This is a genomic window from Novosphingobium sp. THN1, from assembly GCF_003454795.1.
GTDB lineage: Bacteria > Pseudomonadota > Alphaproteobacteria > Sphingomonadales > Sphingomonadaceae > Novosphingobium.
In genome coordinates, this window is sequence record NZ_CP028347.1 from 2,641,705 (window position 1) to 2,659,536 (window position 17,832).

The window sequence follows — 17,832 nt, forward strand, 5'->3', positions numbered from 1 at the left end:
ATCGTCTGGTACGACGACGCTGCCCGACGCAACCGAAGCCGCAGCACGGGCACGGGCGATGTGCGGAAGGCAGAGGAAGCACTAGACCGGCTCTATCTTGAGAGGGAGCGTGGACAAGCCGTCTGCCCAACCTGTGGAAAACCTGTGGACGCCGCAGCCGGCCACCTCGTGACCCAGGCCATCGCGGATTACCTCGTCGCCAAGCGCGATGTGACGTCATACGATGCGATCAAGCCACGGCTCTCGCATGTTTTCGAGTTCCTCGAGGAGACCGGGCGTCTTGGTGTCACCTGTGATCAGGTCGACGAAGCCCTGATTGCCATGTTCCGCGCCTGGTCAGCCAAGAAGCCGGTGATTGAGGGCAAGCATGCCCGCAAGGAGCGGGAGCGCGCGCCGGGGACAACAGAAGCCAGCGTCCGCAGTCTCGCCGCGGCGATCAACTACGCCCATGGCAGACACGATACTCCGTTCAAGGCGGCATTCACGGCACTGCCTCCTGCGACAGTCAGCCGGACGCCGACTTTCCGTGCTGATGTGAAGCAGCTGGCCGCGATGTTCCGGTACTGCATCGACCCGCAGCCCAGCCACGGGGAGACCTGGTCCGACAAGATGCGCGACCGCCAGAAGCTTCACCGCCAGAACCTGCTCCGTTTCCTGCAGATCAGTGTCGCAACATGGTGCCGGCCGGACGCTGCTCATGACGTCTCGACCAAGCCGGAGCGTGATCAGTGGATCTCGAAGGCGAGGGTGCTGCAACTCAATCCGAAGGGCCGGCGCCAGACCAAGAAGTATCGGCCGTCGGTGCCGGTGCCGGAGCGCATGGCGCGCCTGCTCGACGAGACCTCGGGCTTCTTCGTGACGGTCGATTCGGTGCGCAAGGCGTTCCAGGCGATGCTTGACGAGCTCGGCTTGCCTCGCGATCGCGAAACCGGTCTGAAGTTGATCCGGCGCAGTGTCGCCCAGATCTGTCGCCGCAAGATCGGCGAGGAGCGTTGGCGCCAGGGCGAGATCATGCTCGGCCACGCCAAGATCAGCACGTCCGACCTCTACGCCCTGTTCGATCCCGCCAATCTCGGCGTCGCTCTGGCCGCAACGACCGACCTGATCAGCGAAATCGAGGCCCTCACACCGGGGGCGTTTTCTCCGCTTCACACCGGAACTGCACCGGGCAATATTCGCGCGGTTCCCCAAAGGGGGTGATAAATGCTTGCTAATATTGAAGAAAATGGTCGGGGAAAGAGGATTCGAACCTCCGGCCCCTGCCTCCCGAAGACAGTGCTCTACCAGGCTGAGCTATTCCCCGACCGATCCGCCAACCGGTGACCCGGCTGCGAGGCAGGGGCGCCCTATACGAGGCAGTTCCAAGGCTGGCAAGCGGGTAACGCCAAGTTTTTTCGCCGGGAAATTTCGGCGGCGATTTTGCTCACGCCCGCGTGCGCAGCTAGAAGCGAAGCCATGCCTGAACGCGCCGATTCCGCCCGCCATTTCGAACAGCAGTATCTCGATCTCATGCGCGAGATCTGGGAGTGCGGCGACGAGCGGGTCGATCGTACCGGCGTTGGCACCCGTTCCGTCTTCGGCGCGCAATTGCGCTTCGACCTTGCCGACGGGCGCATGCCCTTGCTGACGACCAAGCGTGTCTACTGGAAAACGGCGACCCGCGAGTTCCTTTGGTTCCTGACGGGCGATACCAACATCCGCAAGCTATGCGCGCAGGGTGTCGAGATCTGGACCGACTGGCCGCTGGAGAAATATCGCAAGGCGTCCGGCGACGACATTTCCCGCGCCGATTTTTCCGCGCGTATTGTCGCTGACGAGGCGTTTGCCCGGGAATGGGGTGATCTTGGTCCGGTCTACGGCAAGCAGTGGGTGGACTGGCCGGTCTACGAGCCGGCAGGCGAAGGCCTGTTTCGCCAGCGCGATCAGGGCGTGAACCAGGTAGCCGACGTGGTCCGCTCGCTGAGGACCAATCCCGGCAGCCGCCGCCATATTGTTGAAGGCTGGAACGTGGCCGAGCTTGACGCGATGGCGCTGCCGCCCTGCCACAAGACCTACCAGTTCCATGTCAGCGGCAATCGCTTGAACGGACTGCTCTATCAACGCAGCTGTGACGTTGCGCTCGGATTGCCATTCAACTTGTGGGGCGCGGCGCTGTTCATCCGTCTGCTGGCGCAGCAGTGCGATCTGGAGCCTGGTGAACTGGTGTGGATGGGGGGCGACACGCATCTCTATCTCAACCACGCCGAGTTGGTTGAAACCCAGCTGGGCCGCACGCCGGAGGGTGAGCCCCGACTTGCCATCCTGCGCCGACCGGACTCCATCTTCGATTACCGGATCGAGGATTTTGAAGTGACCGGTTATGCCCCGCAGGGCGTTATCAAGGCCGAGGTTGCGGTCTGAAGTGGCACCGGGCGAAGCTTTGCCAGTGTCCATTTATGGGATTGATGCATCGCCTTTAAACAATTCATGAACCAGATTTGATCTGGCGCAATATCCTTTGGTGAGAACGCCGCCATTCCCCTGCCAGCAAGGGAGGAGAATTGACGTGGCGATCATTGGCATCAGGCGGCTGACATGGATGGTAGAAGAGGTCGAACCTTGTGTTCGCTTCTTCCGCGACTTCGGGCTGACTTTGATCGAGCATAACGATGCCTCGGCGCTTTTCGAAGCGGCCGATGGCTCACAGTCGTTGTTCCTGAAACGTGGCCACCCTGAACTGCCCAAGGGGACGGCGCAAACGACCAGAGGCGTCCATGAATGCGTCTGGGCGGTCGACAACGCGGAGGGGCTGGAACGCTTGAAGGCGCGCTTGAACGGCCTCGTGGAACTGACCACTGATCCTGAGGGCGTGGTTCACTTCGTTACGCCATTCGGGCAGGCGATCGGGCTGCAAGTGTGGCAACCGCGCGCCGTGTTTGGCGCGCCGACCCCGCAGAACACGGTCGGCCGGATTGCCCGCCTCAACCAGCCACGCAAATGGATCGATCGGGCCGTGCCAAAGCGCACGCACCATTGCGTCTGGACTTTTCCGGACGTGCAGGAGGCGGTCGCCTTTTATCGTGACGTCCTTGGCTTCCGCATCACCGACATCCAGAAGGGTTTCGGCGTCTACATGCGGGCGGACGGCTGCTACGAACATCACAACGTGTTTCTGGCCGACGCGCATGCGCCGATGCCGGGCTTCAACGGGACGCTGAAGTTCCACCACGCCAACTGGGAAGTCGAGGACATCGACGAACTGATGGTAGCCAAGAACTATCTTGACCGGCGCGGCTATGCCTATGGTGACTGGAACTGGGGTTTCGGACGGCACCGGCTGACGTCGGCTGCGTTCCTGTACGTGCCGTGTCCGGCAGGTGGCGAGGCGGAATACGGTGCAGATTGCGATTGTGTAGATGACAGCTGGAAGCCGCGCATCTGGGACGGTGCGTTCGGAACGGCGATCTACATGACCAACCTGCCGGACTTCATGAAAGGCGAGCCCAACTGGGATGTTCGGTACGCCGGCCCGGACGAGTTGCACTACCACCCGGCTGAACCTCGGCAACTGGCCGAGGCTGCCGAGTAAGGTCGCAGAACGCTGCAAGGCAGGGCGCTGGAACCGCTTTGGTTCCAGCGCCTTGTGCTATCTGGAGCAAACGTTAGCCTGACCCTTGGGTCTGGAGATGATCGTCGGGCCAGGACAAGGGAGCGAGAAAAGCTCTGTGAAATAAAATAACAATCGTATATAACTTTGCGTCAGTCATGCTTTTCCATATGGAAAGCGTGATTCGATGTGGGAGAGTTCAGATGCAGGTGTTTGCAGCATGAGCGGAAGCGTGCGCGGCAACATGCCGCGGTTGGCGCTGCATGTGCCGGAACCGAAGTTTCGGCCGGGTGATGCGGTCGATTATTCGCACCTCGAGATCCCGCCTGCTGGTGTGCAGCCGCGCCCTGACGAGCAGTGCCCTGCCGCGGAAACGCAGGGCCTGTGCTTCGACCTGGTTCGCGTGCTGGGCGAGGACCATCGCGCGGTCGGGCCGTGGGATCCGAAGCTCGATGCCGAAACCCTGCGGCGGATGCTTCGCACCATGGCGCTGACCCGCGCGTTTGACGACCGCATGTATCGCGGGCAACGGCAGGGCAAGACCAGCTTCTACATGAAGTGTACCGGGGAAGAGGCAACTTCGGTTGCCCCGGCTATGGCACTGGCCGCGGACGACATGGTGTTCCCGAGCTACCGCCAGCAGGGCATCCTGATTTCGCGCGGATACCCGATCGTCGAGATGATCAACCAGATCTACTCTAACCGGGCGGACAAGCTGAAGGGCCGTCAGCTGCCGATCATGTATTCGGCGCGCGAAGCATCGTTCTTCACGATCAGCGGCAACCTTGCCACGCAGTATCCGCAGGCGGTGGGCTGGGCGATGGCCAGCGCGATCAAGGGGGACACCCGGATTGCCGCGACCTGGATCGGCGAAGGATCGACGGCCGAGGGCGACTTCCATTCGGCGATGACCTTTGCGACCGTCTATAACGCACCGGTCATCTTCAACGTCGTCAACAACCAGTGGGCGATCTCGAGCTTTTCGGGCTTTGCCGGGGCCGAGCGAACCACGTTTGCCGCCCGCGCCATTGGTTACGGCATGGCCGGCCTGCGGGTGGACGGCAACGATCCGCTGGCCGTCTATGCGGCAACCAAGTGGGCAGCGGATCGCGCTCGTTCCAACGCTGGACCAACATTGATCGAGCACTTCACCTATCGCGCCGAGGGGCATTCGACCTCGGACGATCCGGGCCAGTACCGTTCGGCGCACGAGCGTGAGGAATGGCCGCTCGGTGATCCGATCAACCGGCTCAAGCAGCACCTGATCGCGCTTGGCGAATGGTCAGAAGACCAGCACGCCGAGATGGACCGCGAACTGATGGAGACGGTCAAGTCGGCGACCAAGGAAGCCGAAAAGAACGGCATCCTCGGCCACGGCCTGCATCACCCGTTCCACACCATGTTCGAGGACGTGTTCGAAGACCTGCCCTGGCACCTTCGGGAACAGAGCGAGCAGGCAATCCACGAGCGTCGGGTCAAGTGGCCAGAGTGGTCGGAAGAGGGGAAGCAGCCATGACCCACGAAGAATCACCGGTCAGCCTCGCCGAGGCTCCGACCCGCCGCCTCAACATGATCGAGGCCATCAACGATGCGCTCGACATCATGATGGAGCGCGATCCCAATGTTGTCGTGATGGGCGAGGACGTGGGCTACTTTGGCGGCGTGTTCCGCGCCACGGCGGGCCTGCAGAAGAAGCATGGCAAGACCCGCGTGTTCGATACGCCGATCAGCGAATGCGGGATCATTGGCGTGGCTGTCGGCATGGGTGCCTATGGCCTGCGGCCTGTGCCCGAGATCCAGTTTGCCGATTACATCTATCCGGGGCTCGACCAGCTCGTGTCAGAGGCGGCACGCCTGCGCTATCGATCGGCGGGAGAATTCATCGCGCCGATGACGGTGCGCTCGCCATTTGGTGGCGGCATCTTTGGCGGACAGACGCATAGCCAGAGCCCCGAGGCTCTGTTCACGCACGTTGCCGGTCTGAAAACGGTCGTGCCGAGCAACCCGCATGACGCCAAGGGCCTGCTGATCTCGGCCATCGAAGACAACGATCCCGTCATCTTCTTCGAACCAAAGCGCATCTACAACGGCCCCTTCAACGGCTACTACGACAAGCCGGTGGAGCCGTGGTCGAAGCATGCCGACAGCGCGGTGCCGGAAGGGTACTATTCGATTCCGTTGGGCAAGGCGCGCATCGTCCGCCCCGGCAATGCCTTCACCGTGCTGGCCTATGGAACGATGGTCCACGTCGCAGCCGCTGTCTGCGCCGAGAAGGGCGTGGATGCGGAGATCATCGACTTGCGCACGCTGGTCCCGCTCGACATCGAGACGGTGGAAAAGTCGGTGGAAAAGACCGGCAAATGCCTGATCGTCCACGAAGCGACGCGCACTTCCGGCTTTGGTGCCGAGCTTTCGGCGCTGGTGCAGGAGCGTTGCTTCTACCACCTCGAAGCCCCGATCGAACGCGTGACCGGCTTTGACACCCCCTATCCCCACAGCCTCGAATGGGCCTACTTTCCCGGCCCGGTCCGCATCGGCGAGGCCATCGACCGCCTGACGAAAGCCTGAGCACCATGGGAACCTATACATTCCGCCTGCCCGACATCGGTGAAGGCATCGCCGAGGCTGAAATCGTCGCCTGGCACGTCGCCGTGGGCGACATGGTCGAGGAAGACGGGCGTCTGGCCGACATGATGACCGACAAGGCCACTGTCGAGATGGAAAGCCCGGTTGCGGGCAAGGTCGTTTCGATCGCTGGCGAAGTCGGCGATGTCGTGGCGATCGGGTCGGCGCTGGTCGTGATCGAAACCGACGGCGAAGGGGAGGCGCGCGCGCCTGCTGCGGCGCCAGTTGAGGCGCCTGCTCCGACGGCAGAGGTTGTTGAGGAGCGGATCGAGGTCGAGACACCCGACGAGGCGGACGTGGCGCGGGTAGAGGCTGCTGCACCTCCTCCTCCGCCACCGCCGGTAGCCACCAAGCCTGCTCCAGCACAAGCGGCAGAGCCGGTCCGGCGCGGCTTTGACGCCAAGGTCCTCGCCAGCCCGGCCGTGCGTCAGCGTGCGCGGGACCTCGGCATCGACCTGTCGGAAGTGCGCCCTTCCGAGGAGGGCCGCGTGCGTCATGCCGACCTTGACCAGTTCCTCGCCTACAACGCCACTGGCGGTTACCGCTCGGCGGGTGCAGAACGCGGCGACGAGGTGATCAAGGTTATCGGCATGCGCCGCCGCATTGCCGAGAACATGGCGGCTTCAAAGCGCCACATCCCGCACTTTTCCTATGTCGAGGAATGCGATGTGACTGCGCTGGAAGTGATTCGCGAGCAGCTCAACAGCAGCCGTGGCGACAAGCCCAAGCTGACGATGCTGCCGCTGCTGATCACCGCGATCTGCCGCACCCTGCCGCAGTTCCCGATGATCAATGCCCGGTATGATGACGAAGCAGGGGTGGTGACCCGCTATGGCGCGGTCCATCTCGGCATGGCGGCGCAGACGCCTGCCGGGCTGATGGTGCCGGTAATCCGCAACGCGCAGAGCCTCAATCTGTGGCAGTTGGCGCGCGAGATCGGCCGTCTTGCCGAAGCCGCGCGCAGCGGCAGCGCGAAGTCGGAAGAGCTTTCGGGGTCGACGCTCACCGTCACTTCGCTCGGCCCCTGGGCGGCGTGGCGACGACCCCGGTGATCAACCGTCCGGAAGTGGCGATTATCGGCCCGAACCGGATCGTCGAGCGTCCCATGTTCGTGCCTGACGGCATGGGTGGTGAGCGGATCGAGAAGCGCAAGCTGATGAATATCTCGATCAGCTGCGACCATCGCGTGGTCGACGGCCACGATGCCGCCAGCTTTGTTCAGGCGATCAAGAAGCTGATCGAAACGCCGGTGCTGCTGCTGGCCGACTGATGTGATAGATGTGCGGATCGGAGGTGCCCATGCCGACTACCGATCCGCGCATCGATCAGCATATCGCGAACGCTGGCGAGTTTGCCCGTCCGATCCTCGATCGCTTCCGGGCGCTCGTCCATCGCGAAGTGCCCGCCTGCGTCGAAGCGATCAAGTGGGGCATGCCGCACTTTACGGTGGGCGGTAAGAATCTGGCCGGCATGGCGGCGTTCAAGGCGCATGTCTCGATCTTCTTCCATAATGACGAGCAAGCAGGCGGGACCGGGCCGTTTCGCAAGATCGCCTCGCTCGACGAGTTTCCGGACGAGGCCGTCATCGTCGAAAGGTTGCGCTCGGCCATCGCGCGGCTTGCTGCCCCGAAGGCGAAAGTGCCGCTCGCTTCCCGGAAGCCAGTGCCCGAATTGCCCGAGCCCTTCAGCGCTGCTCTGGAAGCCGCAGGGCATTCCGAGCGCTTCGCAGCGATGCCTCCGTGCAAGCGCCGGGAGTACATCGAATGGATCGTCGAGGCAAAGACGCAGCCCACACGGGACAAACGCACCGCACAGGCGGTGGAGTGGATCGGCGAAGGCAAGAGCCGCAGCTGGAAGTACCAGAATTGCTGAGGGCTCGGGCATGGCCCAAGAAAATGGTGATCGGGCTTGAATGCGCGCGGTTGAGCGTTGACAGCCTGCAAAACCTGCCATAGAGGCGGCGCTCCCAACGGCGAGCGGGTGTAGCTCAGTTGGTTAGAGTGCCGGCCTGTCACGCCGGAGGTCGCGGGTTCGAGCCCCGTCACTCGCGCCATTGGGATGACGAAAAAGGCGCTTCCGGGCGCCTTTTTCTTTGCGCGCAATGCTGCGCTCCGTTGTGGAAAAATTCCCGCTTCCAAGCCCGTTGACAGCCCAGACCGCCTGCCATAGAGGCGCGGCTTCCAAGAGGTACGCGGGTGTAGCTCAGTTGGTTAGAGTGCCGGCCTGTCACGCCGGAGGTCGCGGGTTCGAGCCCCGTCACTCGCGCCACCACTTGGGAAAGTGTCTTCGCGGCACACCTTTTGACGTTACGCGGGTGTAGCTCAGTTGGTTAGAGTGCCGGCCTGTCACGCCGGAGGTCGCGGGTTCGAGCCCCGTCACTCGCGCCACGTCAGATGCAATGCAAAGGGCGCCACAGGGCGCCCTTTCGCGTTCAGGGCAACGTCATCCTTTGAACGGTGCGGTGTCGAAGTAATCCCGCCACTTTGCGATCTTGCCATCCTTCAGTTCGAAGATGCCCATCAGCCGCAATGACACGAAAGTCTCGCCAGCGGCGTTGATCATGTGATCCACCCGTTCCGTCAGGACCGTGTCACCATTGGCGGCAATCGCCAGCATGTCGACCTTGATGCGTGCAATCCCCATGTCGTTCTCGAACCCCGCGACCAGTGCAAGGCCCTGCTCGATGCCGATGGTATGGGTCATGCCGACGTTCTCGTAATCGGTCTGCTCGGTGAAGTACTCGCGGATCGAGGCGGCAAATCCGCCGGGCTGCTCCCACATCGCGCAGAAGGTTTCGACGGTTTCAATTGGACCAGGCATCGCACTCTCCCTTTGCTTTGGGCAAAAGGGTAAGCGATTAGACGGGGCTGTCCAATACGGTTAGCGCTCAGCCCCAGCGGCCGGTTTCCATCCAGATCAGGAAGCGTCGCAGCGGGAGGAGCCAGATCGTTCCGAGCACGACATAGGCAAGGGTCTGCAGCAGGATATGCCATTGCCCGATGATGCCGGACAATGCCGCGACGCCTAGCGCATAGATGACCAGCCCCACGACCAGACCGAGAATGCCAATCGGTTTGCGCCAGGTCGGCTTGTAATCTTCCTTCACCCTCAGCGCTCCCAGGGACCGTAGATTCGTGTCGGGGTTACCACGGCATGCAGCGGGGCGTCATGCGCCTCACGGGGCAGGTGCTCGACAAGCTGGCAATCCCAGGCCAGGCCGATCGGCAGGGTAGACGGATGCGCCTCGAGCCAGCGGTCGTAATGACCGCCTCCCTGGCCGAGACGCGCACCATCGGCGCTGAAACCGACGAGGGGAACGAACAGCACCTCAGGCACGACCTCGGCGACCTCTGGTGCCGGCTGCACGATGCCCTTCCAAGGGCCGGGCTTGAGCAGTTCATCCACCCACGGTGATGCCCATTCGCGAAATACCATCGGCGATGAGCGGTCGGCAAACCATGGCAGTGCTATCTTGTGCCCTGCCTCATGCAGGACCTGTGCATAGGCGGTAGCCGGAGCCTCTGCCGGGCCGGCGAGATAGAGCCCGACGGTCGCACCTTCGGGAATCATCGCCAGAACCGGCGAGGGCGGGCGGCGGAACATCAGGGCCTTCACGCGGGGATCAAGCGCTGCGACGTGAGCATTGCGCCGCGCTCTCAATTCGGTGCGCAGCGCATTCTTGGCTTCCACGAGGTGCTCCGGAATCAGGAAAGTGAAGGGGGTGACGGGCCCACCATGGGTCGGTTGCTCGGAAAATCCTCTGACGCCTCGACGTCAGGTGGGGACCGCTTACCCGGGACCAGGGTCCCAGGCAGGGGCAGCCCCCTTGGATTGCTTATAGCCTCAGGGATGTTCATGCGGCTCGTGCCGGGCAGATCCCGTCACGCCCTAGTTAGGCGCTGACCGGCCCTTGCTCAAGGGCGGCAGCGAGTTTTTCGATGCGTTCTGCCAGTGCGTTGACCCGATCGACCAAGGCAGGGTCAATTTCGGCGCTATCGATCTGCGCAGGAGCGGGCGCGATTGCCGGTGCTGCATCAGGGGCAGGGGCAACCTTGTGCGCTTCGTGCAACTCGTCTGCCATCATCAATGCCGCGAACAGCAGCATCCGCGTCTCGCTTTGCTGGCCGCCGATCTTGCGGGCGCGCTCGTCGACCATGCGGCCGAGCATCTCGATGTGCGCTTCCTCGCCATCGGCGCAGGAGACGGCAAAGTTGCGGCCGCCGATCGGAAGGCTGACGTTGCTCATGCCAAGGGGCTCATGCCAAGGGGGCTCATGTTCGGAGGCTCATTTCGGCAGGCCTGCCAGCAGCAGATCGAGCTGGCGCAATTCCTGGGCGACCGTGTCCTTCAGGCGCCGATGACGGACCTTGAGCAGCGCCAGCTCTTCGCCCGCTGCAGCCCCTGGGGTTCCCTGTTGCGCGACCGCTCCTTCGACCCGCGCGAGCGCCTGCTCAAGCCGGTCCAGAGCGGCGCCGAGTGCTTCCGTCGCCATGGCATTGCACGCTAGCACAATCGCAAGGGCGCGCAACACCATGGCACGTCTGCGCCGGGGAAAGTCGGGCGCAGAAGCTCATATTGTGCACCTGCAATAAAGAAGCCGCCGCGCCAGCCTTGACCCTCGGCCCCATGGTGACCAAAGAGACCCCGCTCCGAATCACCGGATTCATGCGGCCACAGCCGTTCGGCCGCTCGCAGGGAAGGGCTTTTTCAGCATGACACGCGATTCCACCGCGCTGGCTCCCATGGCCAACGCGATCCGTGCGCTTGCCATGGACGCGGTTCAGGCAGCCAATTCCGGTCACCCCGGCATGCCCATGGGCATGGCCGACGTGGCAACGGTGCTGTGGACGCAGTTCATGAAGCATGATCCTGCGGCGCCCAAGTGGTCCGACCGTGACCGCTTCATACTGTCGGCCGGCCACGGCTCGATGCTGATCTATGCGCTGCTTCACCTGACGGGCTACGAAAGCCCGACAATGGAAGACATCCGCAAGTTCCGCCAGATCGACAGCGTCTGCGCCGGTCACCCCGAGAACTTCCTGATCCCGGGCGTGGAATGCACCACCGGCCCGCTGGGTCAGGGCCTTGCCATGGCCGTCGGCTTCGCCATGGCCGAGCGTCACCTCAACGCGCAGTTCGGTGACGACCTGGTCGATCACCACACCTGGGTTGTCGCCGGCGACGGGTGCCTGATGGAAGGCATCAACCATGAAGCCGTGGGCCTTGCCGGAACGCTCAAGCTCGGGCGCCTCAACGTCCTATGGGACGACAACAAGATCACCATCGACGGCGATACCTCGCTTTCGACCACCGAGGACATTCTCGGCCGCTACACCGCGTCGGGCTGGCACGTGACGTCGTGCGACGGTCATGACTTCGCCGATATCGCTCGCGCTCTGGCCGAGGCCAAGGCCGATCCGCGTCCGTCGCTGGTCGCCTGCCGCACGGTGATCGGCAAGGGCGCGCCGAACAAACAGGGTGGCCACAACGTCCATGGCGCGCCGCTTGGCGCTGACGAAATCGCCGCTGCGCGCGAATATCTGGGCTGGACTTCGGCTCCGTTCGAAATCCCGGCTGACATTCTCGCCAACTGGCGCTCGTCTTCGGAAGCCGGCAAGGCCGCTCGCGCCGAGTGGGAAAAGCGCGCCGCTGCCAACCCGCAGGCTGCCGAACTCGCTCGCCGCATGGATGGCGACCTTCCGGCCGAAACCGGTTTCGATGCCTACATCCAGCCGCTGATCGCCACGCCGCCCAAGGTTGCGACCCGCAAGTCGAGCGAAATGGCACTGGAAGCGTTCACCGCCAACGTGCCCGAGATGGTGGGTGGTTCGGCCGACCTTACCGGTTCGAACAACACCAAGACCAAGTCGACCGCACCGTTCACGCCGGAAAGCTATGACGGGCGGTATGTCTACTACGGCATCCGCGAATTCGGCATGGCTGCCGCGATGAATGGCATGGCGCTGCACGGCGGGATCATCCCCTACGGTGGCACCTTCCTGGTTTTCTCCGACTATTGCCGCAATGCCGTGCGCATGTCGGCCCTGCAGCATGTCCGTGCGATCTACGTGTTCACCCACGATTCGATCGGCCTTGGCGAAGACGGCCCGACCCATCAGCCGGTCGAGCATGTCATGTCCCTGCGCATGATCCCGAACCTGCTGGTGTTCCGCCCGGCCGATGCCATCGAAACAGCGGAAGCCTGGGCGCTCGCCCTGGCCAACAAGGACCGTCCGTCGGTCCTCGCGCTGACCCGCCAGAACCTGCCACCAGTCCGTTTCGACGCCGAGATGAAGAGCGCCAGGGGCGCCTACCGTCTCGTCGCGTCGTCCTCGGCCCGCAAGGTCGTGCTTCTGGCAACCGGCTCCGAAGTGGAAGTGGCGATGAAGGTCGCTGCAGCGCTTGAAGAGAAGGGCCTTGGCGCCGACGTCGTCTCGGTTCCGTGCTGGGAACTGTTCGACGAGCAGGACGCGGCCTACAAGGCAGACCTGCTGCCAGCCGACGCGCTCAAGGTCTCGATCGAGGCTGGCGTAACCTTGGGCTGGCAGAAGTATGTCGGCGATGGGCTGTCGATCGGCATCGACACGTTCGGCGCATCGGCTCCGATCGACGCCCTTTATAATCACTTCGGCCTCACCGCCGAAAAGATTGTCCCGCAGATCCTCTCGCGGGTTTCGTAATTCAAACAGGAGATACCTGACATGGCGATCAAGGTTGCAATCAACGGTTTCGGACGCATCGGGCGTAACGTCGCCCGCGCCATCCTCGAACGGCCCGATTGCGGCCTTGAGCTGGTCTCGATCAACGACCTGGCCGATGCCAAAGCGAACGCCCTGCTGTTCAAGCGCGACAGCGTCCACGGCGCGTTCTCGGGCGAAGTTTCGGTTGATGGCAACGACCTGATCGTGAACGGCAAGCGCATCCAGGTGACGGCCGAGCGCGATCCGGCGAACCTTCCGCACGCTGCCAACGGCATCGATATCGCGCTGGAATGCACCGGCTTCTTCACCAACCGCGATGGTGGCCAGAAGCACATCGATGCCGGCGCCAAGCGCGTGCTGATCTCGGCTCCTGCCAAGAACGTCGATCTGACGGTTGTCTATGGCGTGAACCACGAGAAGCTGACCGCCGATCACAAGATCGTTTCGAACGCATCGTGCACCACCAACTGCCTCGCGCCGATGGCCAAGGTCCTGCATGAATCGATCGGCATCGAGCGTGGCCTGATGACCACGATCCACTCGTACACCAACGACCAGAAGATCCTCGACCAGATCCACAGCGATCCGCGTCGTGCCCGTGCGGCTGCGATGAACATGATCCCGACCAGCACCGGCGCTGCCGTTGCCGTCGGGGAAGTTCTGCCCGACCTCAAGGGCAAGCTCGATGGATCGTCGATCCGCGTGCCGACCCCGAACGTCTCGGTCGTCGACCTGACCTTCACGCCGAAGCGCGACACGACCGTTGAAGAAGTCAACGGCCTGCTCAAGGCTGCGGCCGAAGGCGCGCTGAAGGGCGTGCTCGGCTACACCGAAGAGCCGCTGGTCTCGATCGACTTCAACCACGACCCGCATTCGTCGACCATCGACAGCCTCGAGACCGCCGTGCTCGAGGGCAAGCTGGTCCGCGTCCTGTCGTGGTACGACAACGAGTGGGGCTTCTCCAACCGCATGCTCGACACTGCGGGCGCGATGGCGAAGTTTCTCTAAGGTACGCTGAAGTGAGCGGGCGTCTCGAAGGCATTGCACGGCATGATCGGCCGAGCGGGCCTATCGAGACGCTCGATCACGTTTCGGTCACACGCGAACTTGGCGTTCGAGGTGACCTGCGAGGGGCAATTCGCCCCGGCAAATCCGGACGCAGGCAGATCTCGCTGATCGAAGCCGAAAGTTGGGATGCGGCGCTCGCCGATCTCAAGCTTTCCGCTGACCAACTGCTCCCTTGGCACGTGCGCCGCGCGAACCTGCTGGTTCATGGCATCCGTCTCCCGCGAGAGGCGGGCAAAATCATCGCCATCGGTAAGAGCCTGCGGATCGAGACCACCTGCGAATGCGACCCGTGCAGCCGCATGGACCAAATCCTGCCCGGCCTGAAACTCGCGCTGATGCCAGACTGGCGCGGCGGGGTGCTCGGCCGGGTGCTGACCGATGGCGAAATCGCGATCGGCGACGAAGTGAGGATCGAGGAATGAGCTTCAAGACTCTGGACGATATCGGCGACCTGACCGGCAAGACCGTGCTCGTGCGCGAAGACCTCAACGTGCCGATGGCCGACGGCGCCGTTTCCGATGACACCCGCCTTCGTGCGACCGTCGCGACGCTGAACGAACTGTCGGACAAGGGGGCCAAGGTTCTGGTTCTGGCCCATTTCGGCCGTCCCAAGGGGCAGCCCTCGGAAGAGTTCTCGCTGAAGAAGCTCGCTGCACCGCTCTCGCACGTGCTTGGCCGTCCCGTCAGTTATATTGACTGGGAAGGCGACAAGGCTGCGGTTGCGGCTTTGGCATCGGGCGCCATCGCGGTGCTCGAAAACACCCGCTTCTTCGGCGGCGAGGAAAAGAACGATCCGGCCGTGATCGAGCGCTTCGCCAGCCTCGGCGATATCTACGTCAACGACGCCTTCTCGGCCGCCCACCGCGCACATGCGTCGACCGAGGGTCTCGCCCATGTGCTGCCAGCCTTCGCTGGCCGCGCGATGGAGGCCGAACTCAAGGCCTTGCAGAAGGCTCTGGGCGAGCCGGAACGTCCGGTCGCGGCGGTTGTCGGCGGCGCAAAGGTCTCGACCAAGCTCGACGTGCTAAAGCATCTTGTGACAAAGGTCGATCACCTGATCATCGGTGGCGGCATGGCCAACACGTTCCTGGCAGCGCGTGGCGTCAACGTTGGCAAGTCTCTGTGCGAGCATGATCTCAAGGCAACCGCCGAGGAAATCCTCGACAATGCCGATAAGGCCGGCTGCACCGTGCACCTGCCTTACGATGTGGTCGTGTCCAAGGAATTTGCAGCCAATCCGCCCAGCTTGCGCACCTGCAACGTCCATGAGGTCGCCGAGGACGAGATGATCCTCGACGTGGGGCCAGCAGCGGTCGAAGCTTTGGGCGATGCGCTGAAGACCTGCCGTACTTTGGTGTGGAACGGCCCGATGGGTGCTTTCGAGACCGAACCGTTCGATGCGGCCACGGTCGCCCTGGCAAAGACGGCCGCTGCCCTGACCAAGGAAGGTTCGCTGGTTTCGGTGGCGGGCGGTGGCGACACTGTCGCCGCGCTCAACCACGCGGGCGTTGCTGCCGATTTCACCTACATTTCGACGGCGGGCGGGGCCTTCCTCGAATGGATGGAAGGCAAGGAACTGCCGGGCGTGGCAGCCCTCGAAGGCTAAAAAATTCAGGAGCGCGTGTTGCACTGCGGCACGCGCTCCTTTATGGCGCATATCCGCATAGGTATGCGCTCTTTCAGACGCTCTTCGAATTTCGGGAGCGTCTTTCAAAAGCGCCTTTACGCATAGGTATGCGGAGACGGAATTCCGCCGTTTCTGCGCAGAACAGGACCCGCAGATGAACACGACCGAAATGACCGCGAAGATGGCCTCCGGCAACGGCTTCATTGCCGCACTTGACCAGTCGGGCGGTTCGACGCCGAAGGCTCTCAAGGGCTATGGCATCGAAGAGGGTGCGTGGGCCTCCGAAGAGGAAATGTTCGGCCTGATCCACGAGATGCGCGCCCGCATCATCCGTTCGGATGCATTCTCCGGCGAAAAGGTCATCGGCGCCATCCTGTTCGAGCGTACGATGGATGGCACGGTTGATGGCAAGCCTGTCCCACTGGCGCTGATCGAGAAGGGCGTGGTCCCCTTCATCAAGATCGACAAGGGTCTGGAAGACGAAGCCAATGGCGTTCAGTTGATGAAGCCGATGCCGACGCTGGACGAGCTGCTGGTCCGTTCGAAGGCGATGGGTGTCTATGGCACCAAGGAACGCTCGGTCATCAACTCGGCCAACCGTGAAGGCATCGCTGCCGTGGTTGCGCAGCAGTTCGAAGTTGGCAAGCAGGTCCTCAGCCACGGCATGATGCCGATCATCGAGCCCGAAGTGAACATCAAGAGCGAGACCCGCGCCGAGTGCGACGCGATCCTGCTCGAGGAAATCCTCAAGAACCTCGACGCGCTGGCAGACGGCGTGCAGGTCATGCTCAAGCTTTCGCTGCCGATCGTGCCGTGCACGTTCGACCCGCTGGTCAACCATCCGAAGGTTCTGCGTGTCGTCGCCCTGTCGGGTGGCTACAAGCGTCCCGAGGCTTGCGTCGAGCTGGCCAAGAATACCGGCATCATCGCCAGCTTCAGCCGCGCCCTGCTCGAAGACCTGCGTCACCAGATGACCGATGCGGAATTCGATGCCTCGCTGGCCGCGGCAATCGACGAAATCTACACGGGTTCGACGCAGAAGACTCTCGTCGCCGCCTGATCCCCGTTTGAGAGGACGGAAAGGCCACCCCGTCACCGGCACAGCCGGGGCGGGGTGTTTTATTGTGCGGGGTTATTGCGCGACGCTGAAGTGGAACAGGTAGTCCGACGGCTTGAGTTTCTTGCCGGCAAGGCGGCCGGGCTCGACTCTATCGAGCATGATACCTTCACTCGGCTCACCCAGCGTGAAACGTCTGGTCTCGAACATGCCGCCGCGTTGCAGCGTTGCTTCGACAATCACGCGACCGGCCCACACGCAGCGCGCATTCATCGGGCAGCGGCTGTCTTCAATCAGCGAATCGACACGCACCTTGTCAGCACCGACAAGCGTTGTCTGGCCAACCATCGCGTGGCCGTCGGTGCGTTCGGGTTTCGTGGTTGTTGCACAAGCGGCAAGAGCAACCGCCGGGATGAGGGCAAGGAAGGCTTTGGTCATCCCTCGACAATGCTCTCGCCGGATGAACCGTTCCGGAACCGAAGTTGCAGCGGCGGCGGCTTACCGATAAGGCGCCCGGCATGGCAAAGCTTTCCTCCGAACTCTACCTGATCTCGCCGCTCGATGTTGCAGGCACCTTTCCCGAACGGCTCGCCCGCGCGCTCGATGCAGGGCCCGTGGCAGCATTCCAGTTCCGGGTGAAGGGCGTGGACGAGCACGAGGCTGCGCGTCTTGCCGAACCGCTCCAGCGCATCTGCGCGGACCGCGAGGTCGCCTTCATCGTCAACGATTCGATCAGCCTGGCCAGGCGCCTTGGCGCCGATGGCGTGCACCTTGGGCAGGACGATGGCGACGTGAAGGACGCGCGTGACCGTCTTGGCCGCAATGCGCAGATCGGCGTTACCTGTCATGACAGCCGCCACCTCGCCATGGATGCAGGCGAGGCGGGGGCCGACTACGTTGCGTTCGGCGCCTTCTTCCCGTCCAGCACCAAGGACACCAAGCACGTCGCGGGGCTGGACCTGCTTGAATGGTGGCAGTCGATCTTCGAACTGCCCTGCGTTGCGATCGGGGGCATCACGCCGCAGAACTGCGCGCCGCTCATCCAGGCCGGCGCCGACTTTCTGGCCGTCAGCAATGCCGTGTGGAGTGGCGACGAGGCGGCCAATGTGGCGGCCTTCTTTGACGCAATCCGCGCAAATCCGCGACTGAACGAGGACTCCTAACGGAA

At 63.0% G+C, this 17,832-nt stretch carries 18 protein-coding genes, 4 tRNA genes and 1 pseudogene; 16 read left to right on the forward strand and 7 right to left on the reverse strand.

Features of this window, described 5'->3' with window-relative positions; genetic code table 11:
- The first annotated feature begins 144 nt into the window (after positions 1 to 144).
- Positions 145 to 1,200 (forward strand): hypothetical protein, encoded by a 1,056-nt coding sequence (locus C7W88_RS13080; RefSeq protein WP_240344651.1) that lies wholly within the window; start codon positions 145 to 147, stop codon positions 1,198 to 1,200.
- Positions 1,201 to 1,226: 26 nt separating this feature from the next.
- Here the strand turns inward: C7W88_RS13080 and C7W88_RS13085 are convergent.
- A tRNA-Pro gene (locus C7W88_RS13085) sits at positions 1,227 to 1,303 on the reverse strand.
- 152 nt (positions 1,304 to 1,455) lie between these two features.
- On the opposite strand from C7W88_RS13085, the gene thyA reads away from it, so the two are divergent.
- From thyA to C7W88_RS13130, 9 genes and pseudogenes are all read left to right on the forward strand, one after another.
- A complete protein-coding gene (thyA, locus tag C7W88_RS13090; protein WP_118073871.1) occupies positions 1,456 to 2,400 on the forward strand; it encodes a thymidylate synthase in 945 nt (314 codons plus the stop codon).
- A gap of 145 nt (positions 2,401 to 2,545) precedes the next feature.
- A complete protein-coding gene (locus C7W88_RS13095; protein ID WP_118073872.1) occupies positions 2,546 to 3,568 on the forward strand; it encodes a VOC family protein in 1,023 nt (340 codons plus the stop codon).
- 238 nt (positions 3,569 to 3,806) lie between these two features.
- Positions 3,807 to 5,102 carry a 3-methyl-2-oxobutanoate dehydrogenase (2-methylpropanoyl-transferring) subunit alpha gene (locus C7W88_RS13100; protein ID WP_118073873.1) on the forward strand — a complete coding sequence of 432 codons (1,296 nt, stop codon included), beginning with the start codon at positions 3,807 to 3,809 and terminating at the stop codon, positions 5,100 to 5,102.
- Positions 5,099 to 6,154, forward strand: a complete 1,056-nt coding sequence (locus C7W88_RS13105) for an alpha-ketoacid dehydrogenase subunit beta (RefSeq protein WP_118073874.1) — start codon at positions 5,099 to 5,101, stop codon at positions 6,152 to 6,154. Before C7W88_RS13100 ends, C7W88_RS13105 begins: the two co-directional genes overlap by 4 nt.
- A gap of 5 nt (positions 6,155 to 6,159) precedes the next feature.
- Positions 6,160 to 7,481, forward strand: a pseudogene (locus C7W88_RS13110) (dihydrolipoamide acetyltransferase family protein).
- A 29-nt stretch (positions 7,482 to 7,510) separates the two neighbouring features.
- Complete coding sequence (locus C7W88_RS13115) at positions 7,511 to 8,083, forward strand: YdeI/OmpD-associated family protein (RefSeq protein WP_118074768.1); 573 nt, start codon at positions 7,511 to 7,513, stop codon at positions 8,081 to 8,083.
- Between the two features lie 104 nt (positions 8,084 to 8,187).
- Positions 8,188 to 8,264: transfer RNA gene (locus tag C7W88_RS13120), tRNA-Asp, on the forward strand.
- 138 nt (positions 8,265 to 8,402) lie between these two features.
- Positions 8,403 to 8,479 (forward strand) — tRNA-Asp (locus tag C7W88_RS13125).
- A gap of 42 nt (positions 8,480 to 8,521) precedes the next feature.
- A tRNA-Asp gene (locus tag C7W88_RS13130) sits at positions 8,522 to 8,598 on the forward strand.
- Positions 8,599 to 8,653: 55 nt separating this feature from the next.
- Here C7W88_RS13130 and C7W88_RS13135 read toward each other — a convergent pair.
- The 5 genes from C7W88_RS13135 to C7W88_RS13155 form a co-directional block, all read right to left on the reverse strand.
- A complete protein-coding gene (locus tag C7W88_RS13135) occupies positions 8,654 to 9,031 on the reverse strand; it encodes a limonene-1,2-epoxide hydrolase family protein (RefSeq protein WP_118073875.1) in 378 nt (125 codons plus the stop codon).
- A 67-nt stretch (positions 9,032 to 9,098) separates the two neighbouring features.
- Entirely contained in the window at positions 9,099 to 9,317 is a 219-nt protein-coding gene (locus tag C7W88_RS13140) for a DUF2842 domain-containing protein (protein ID WP_118073876.1), read from the reverse strand.
- 2 nt (positions 9,318 to 9,319) lie between these two features.
- Positions 9,320 to 9,901: a 5-formyltetrahydrofolate cyclo-ligase gene (locus C7W88_RS13145; RefSeq protein WP_118073877.1), complete on the reverse strand. Its 582-nt coding sequence runs from the start codon at positions 9,899 to 9,901 to the stop codon at positions 9,320 to 9,322.
- A 202-nt stretch (positions 9,902 to 10,103) separates the two neighbouring features.
- Positions 10,104 to 10,457 carry a cell division protein ZapA gene (locus tag C7W88_RS13150; RefSeq protein WP_118073878.1) on the reverse strand — a complete coding sequence of 118 codons (354 nt, stop codon included), beginning with the start codon at positions 10,455 to 10,457 and terminating at the stop codon, positions 10,104 to 10,106.
- 39 nt (positions 10,458 to 10,496) lie between these two features.
- Entirely contained in the window at positions 10,497 to 10,703 is a 207-nt protein-coding gene (locus C7W88_RS13155) for a hypothetical protein (protein WP_162896051.1), read from the reverse strand.
- Positions 10,704 to 10,923: 220 nt separating this feature from the next.
- Between C7W88_RS13155 and tkt the strand changes: the two genes are divergently transcribed.
- The 5 genes from tkt (at position 10,924) to C7W88_RS13180 (ending at position 16,667) form a co-directional block, all read left to right on the forward strand.
- Positions 10,924 to 12,891 carry a transketolase gene (tkt, locus tag C7W88_RS13160; protein ID WP_118073880.1) on the forward strand — a complete coding sequence of 656 codons (1,968 nt, stop codon included), beginning with the start codon at positions 10,924 to 10,926 and terminating at the stop codon, positions 12,889 to 12,891.
- Positions 12,892 to 12,912: 21 nt separating this feature from the next.
- On the forward strand, positions 12,913 to 13,920 hold the full coding sequence (gap, locus tag C7W88_RS13165) for a type I glyceraldehyde-3-phosphate dehydrogenase (protein ID WP_118073881.1): 1,008 nt from the start codon (positions 12,913 to 12,915) through the stop codon (positions 13,918 to 13,920).
- 11 nt (positions 13,921 to 13,931) lie between these two features.
- Positions 13,932 to 14,402: an MOSC domain-containing protein gene (locus C7W88_RS13170; RefSeq protein ID WP_118073882.1), complete on the forward strand. Its 471-nt coding sequence runs from the start codon at positions 13,932 to 13,934 to the stop codon at positions 14,400 to 14,402.
- Positions 14,399 to 15,586: a phosphoglycerate kinase gene (gene pgk, locus C7W88_RS13175; RefSeq protein WP_118073883.1), complete on the forward strand. Its 1,188-nt coding sequence runs from the start codon at positions 14,399 to 14,401 to the stop codon at positions 15,584 to 15,586. The genes C7W88_RS13170 and pgk overlap by 4 nt, the downstream gene beginning before the upstream one ends.
- 175 nt (positions 15,587 to 15,761) lie before the next feature.
- Positions 15,762 to 16,667, forward strand: a complete 906-nt coding sequence (locus C7W88_RS13180; RefSeq protein ID WP_118073884.1) for a fructose bisphosphate aldolase — start codon at positions 15,762 to 15,764, stop codon at positions 16,665 to 16,667.
- A 72-nt stretch (positions 16,668 to 16,739) separates the two neighbouring features.
- Here C7W88_RS13180 and C7W88_RS13185 read toward each other — a convergent pair whose 3' ends face one another.
- Positions 16,740 to 17,102, reverse strand: a complete 363-nt coding sequence (locus C7W88_RS13185; protein ID WP_118073885.1) for a hypothetical protein — start codon at positions 17,100 to 17,102, stop codon at positions 16,740 to 16,742.
- 80 nt (positions 17,103 to 17,182) lie between these two features.
- On the opposite strand from C7W88_RS13185, the gene thiE reads away from it, so the two are divergent.
- Positions 17,183 to 17,827, forward strand: coding sequence for a thiamine phosphate synthase (gene thiE, locus C7W88_RS13190; protein ID WP_118073886.1), 645 nt, complete (start codon positions 17,183 to 17,185; stop codon positions 17,825 to 17,827).
- Positions 17,828 to 17,832: the final 5 nt, after the last annotated feature.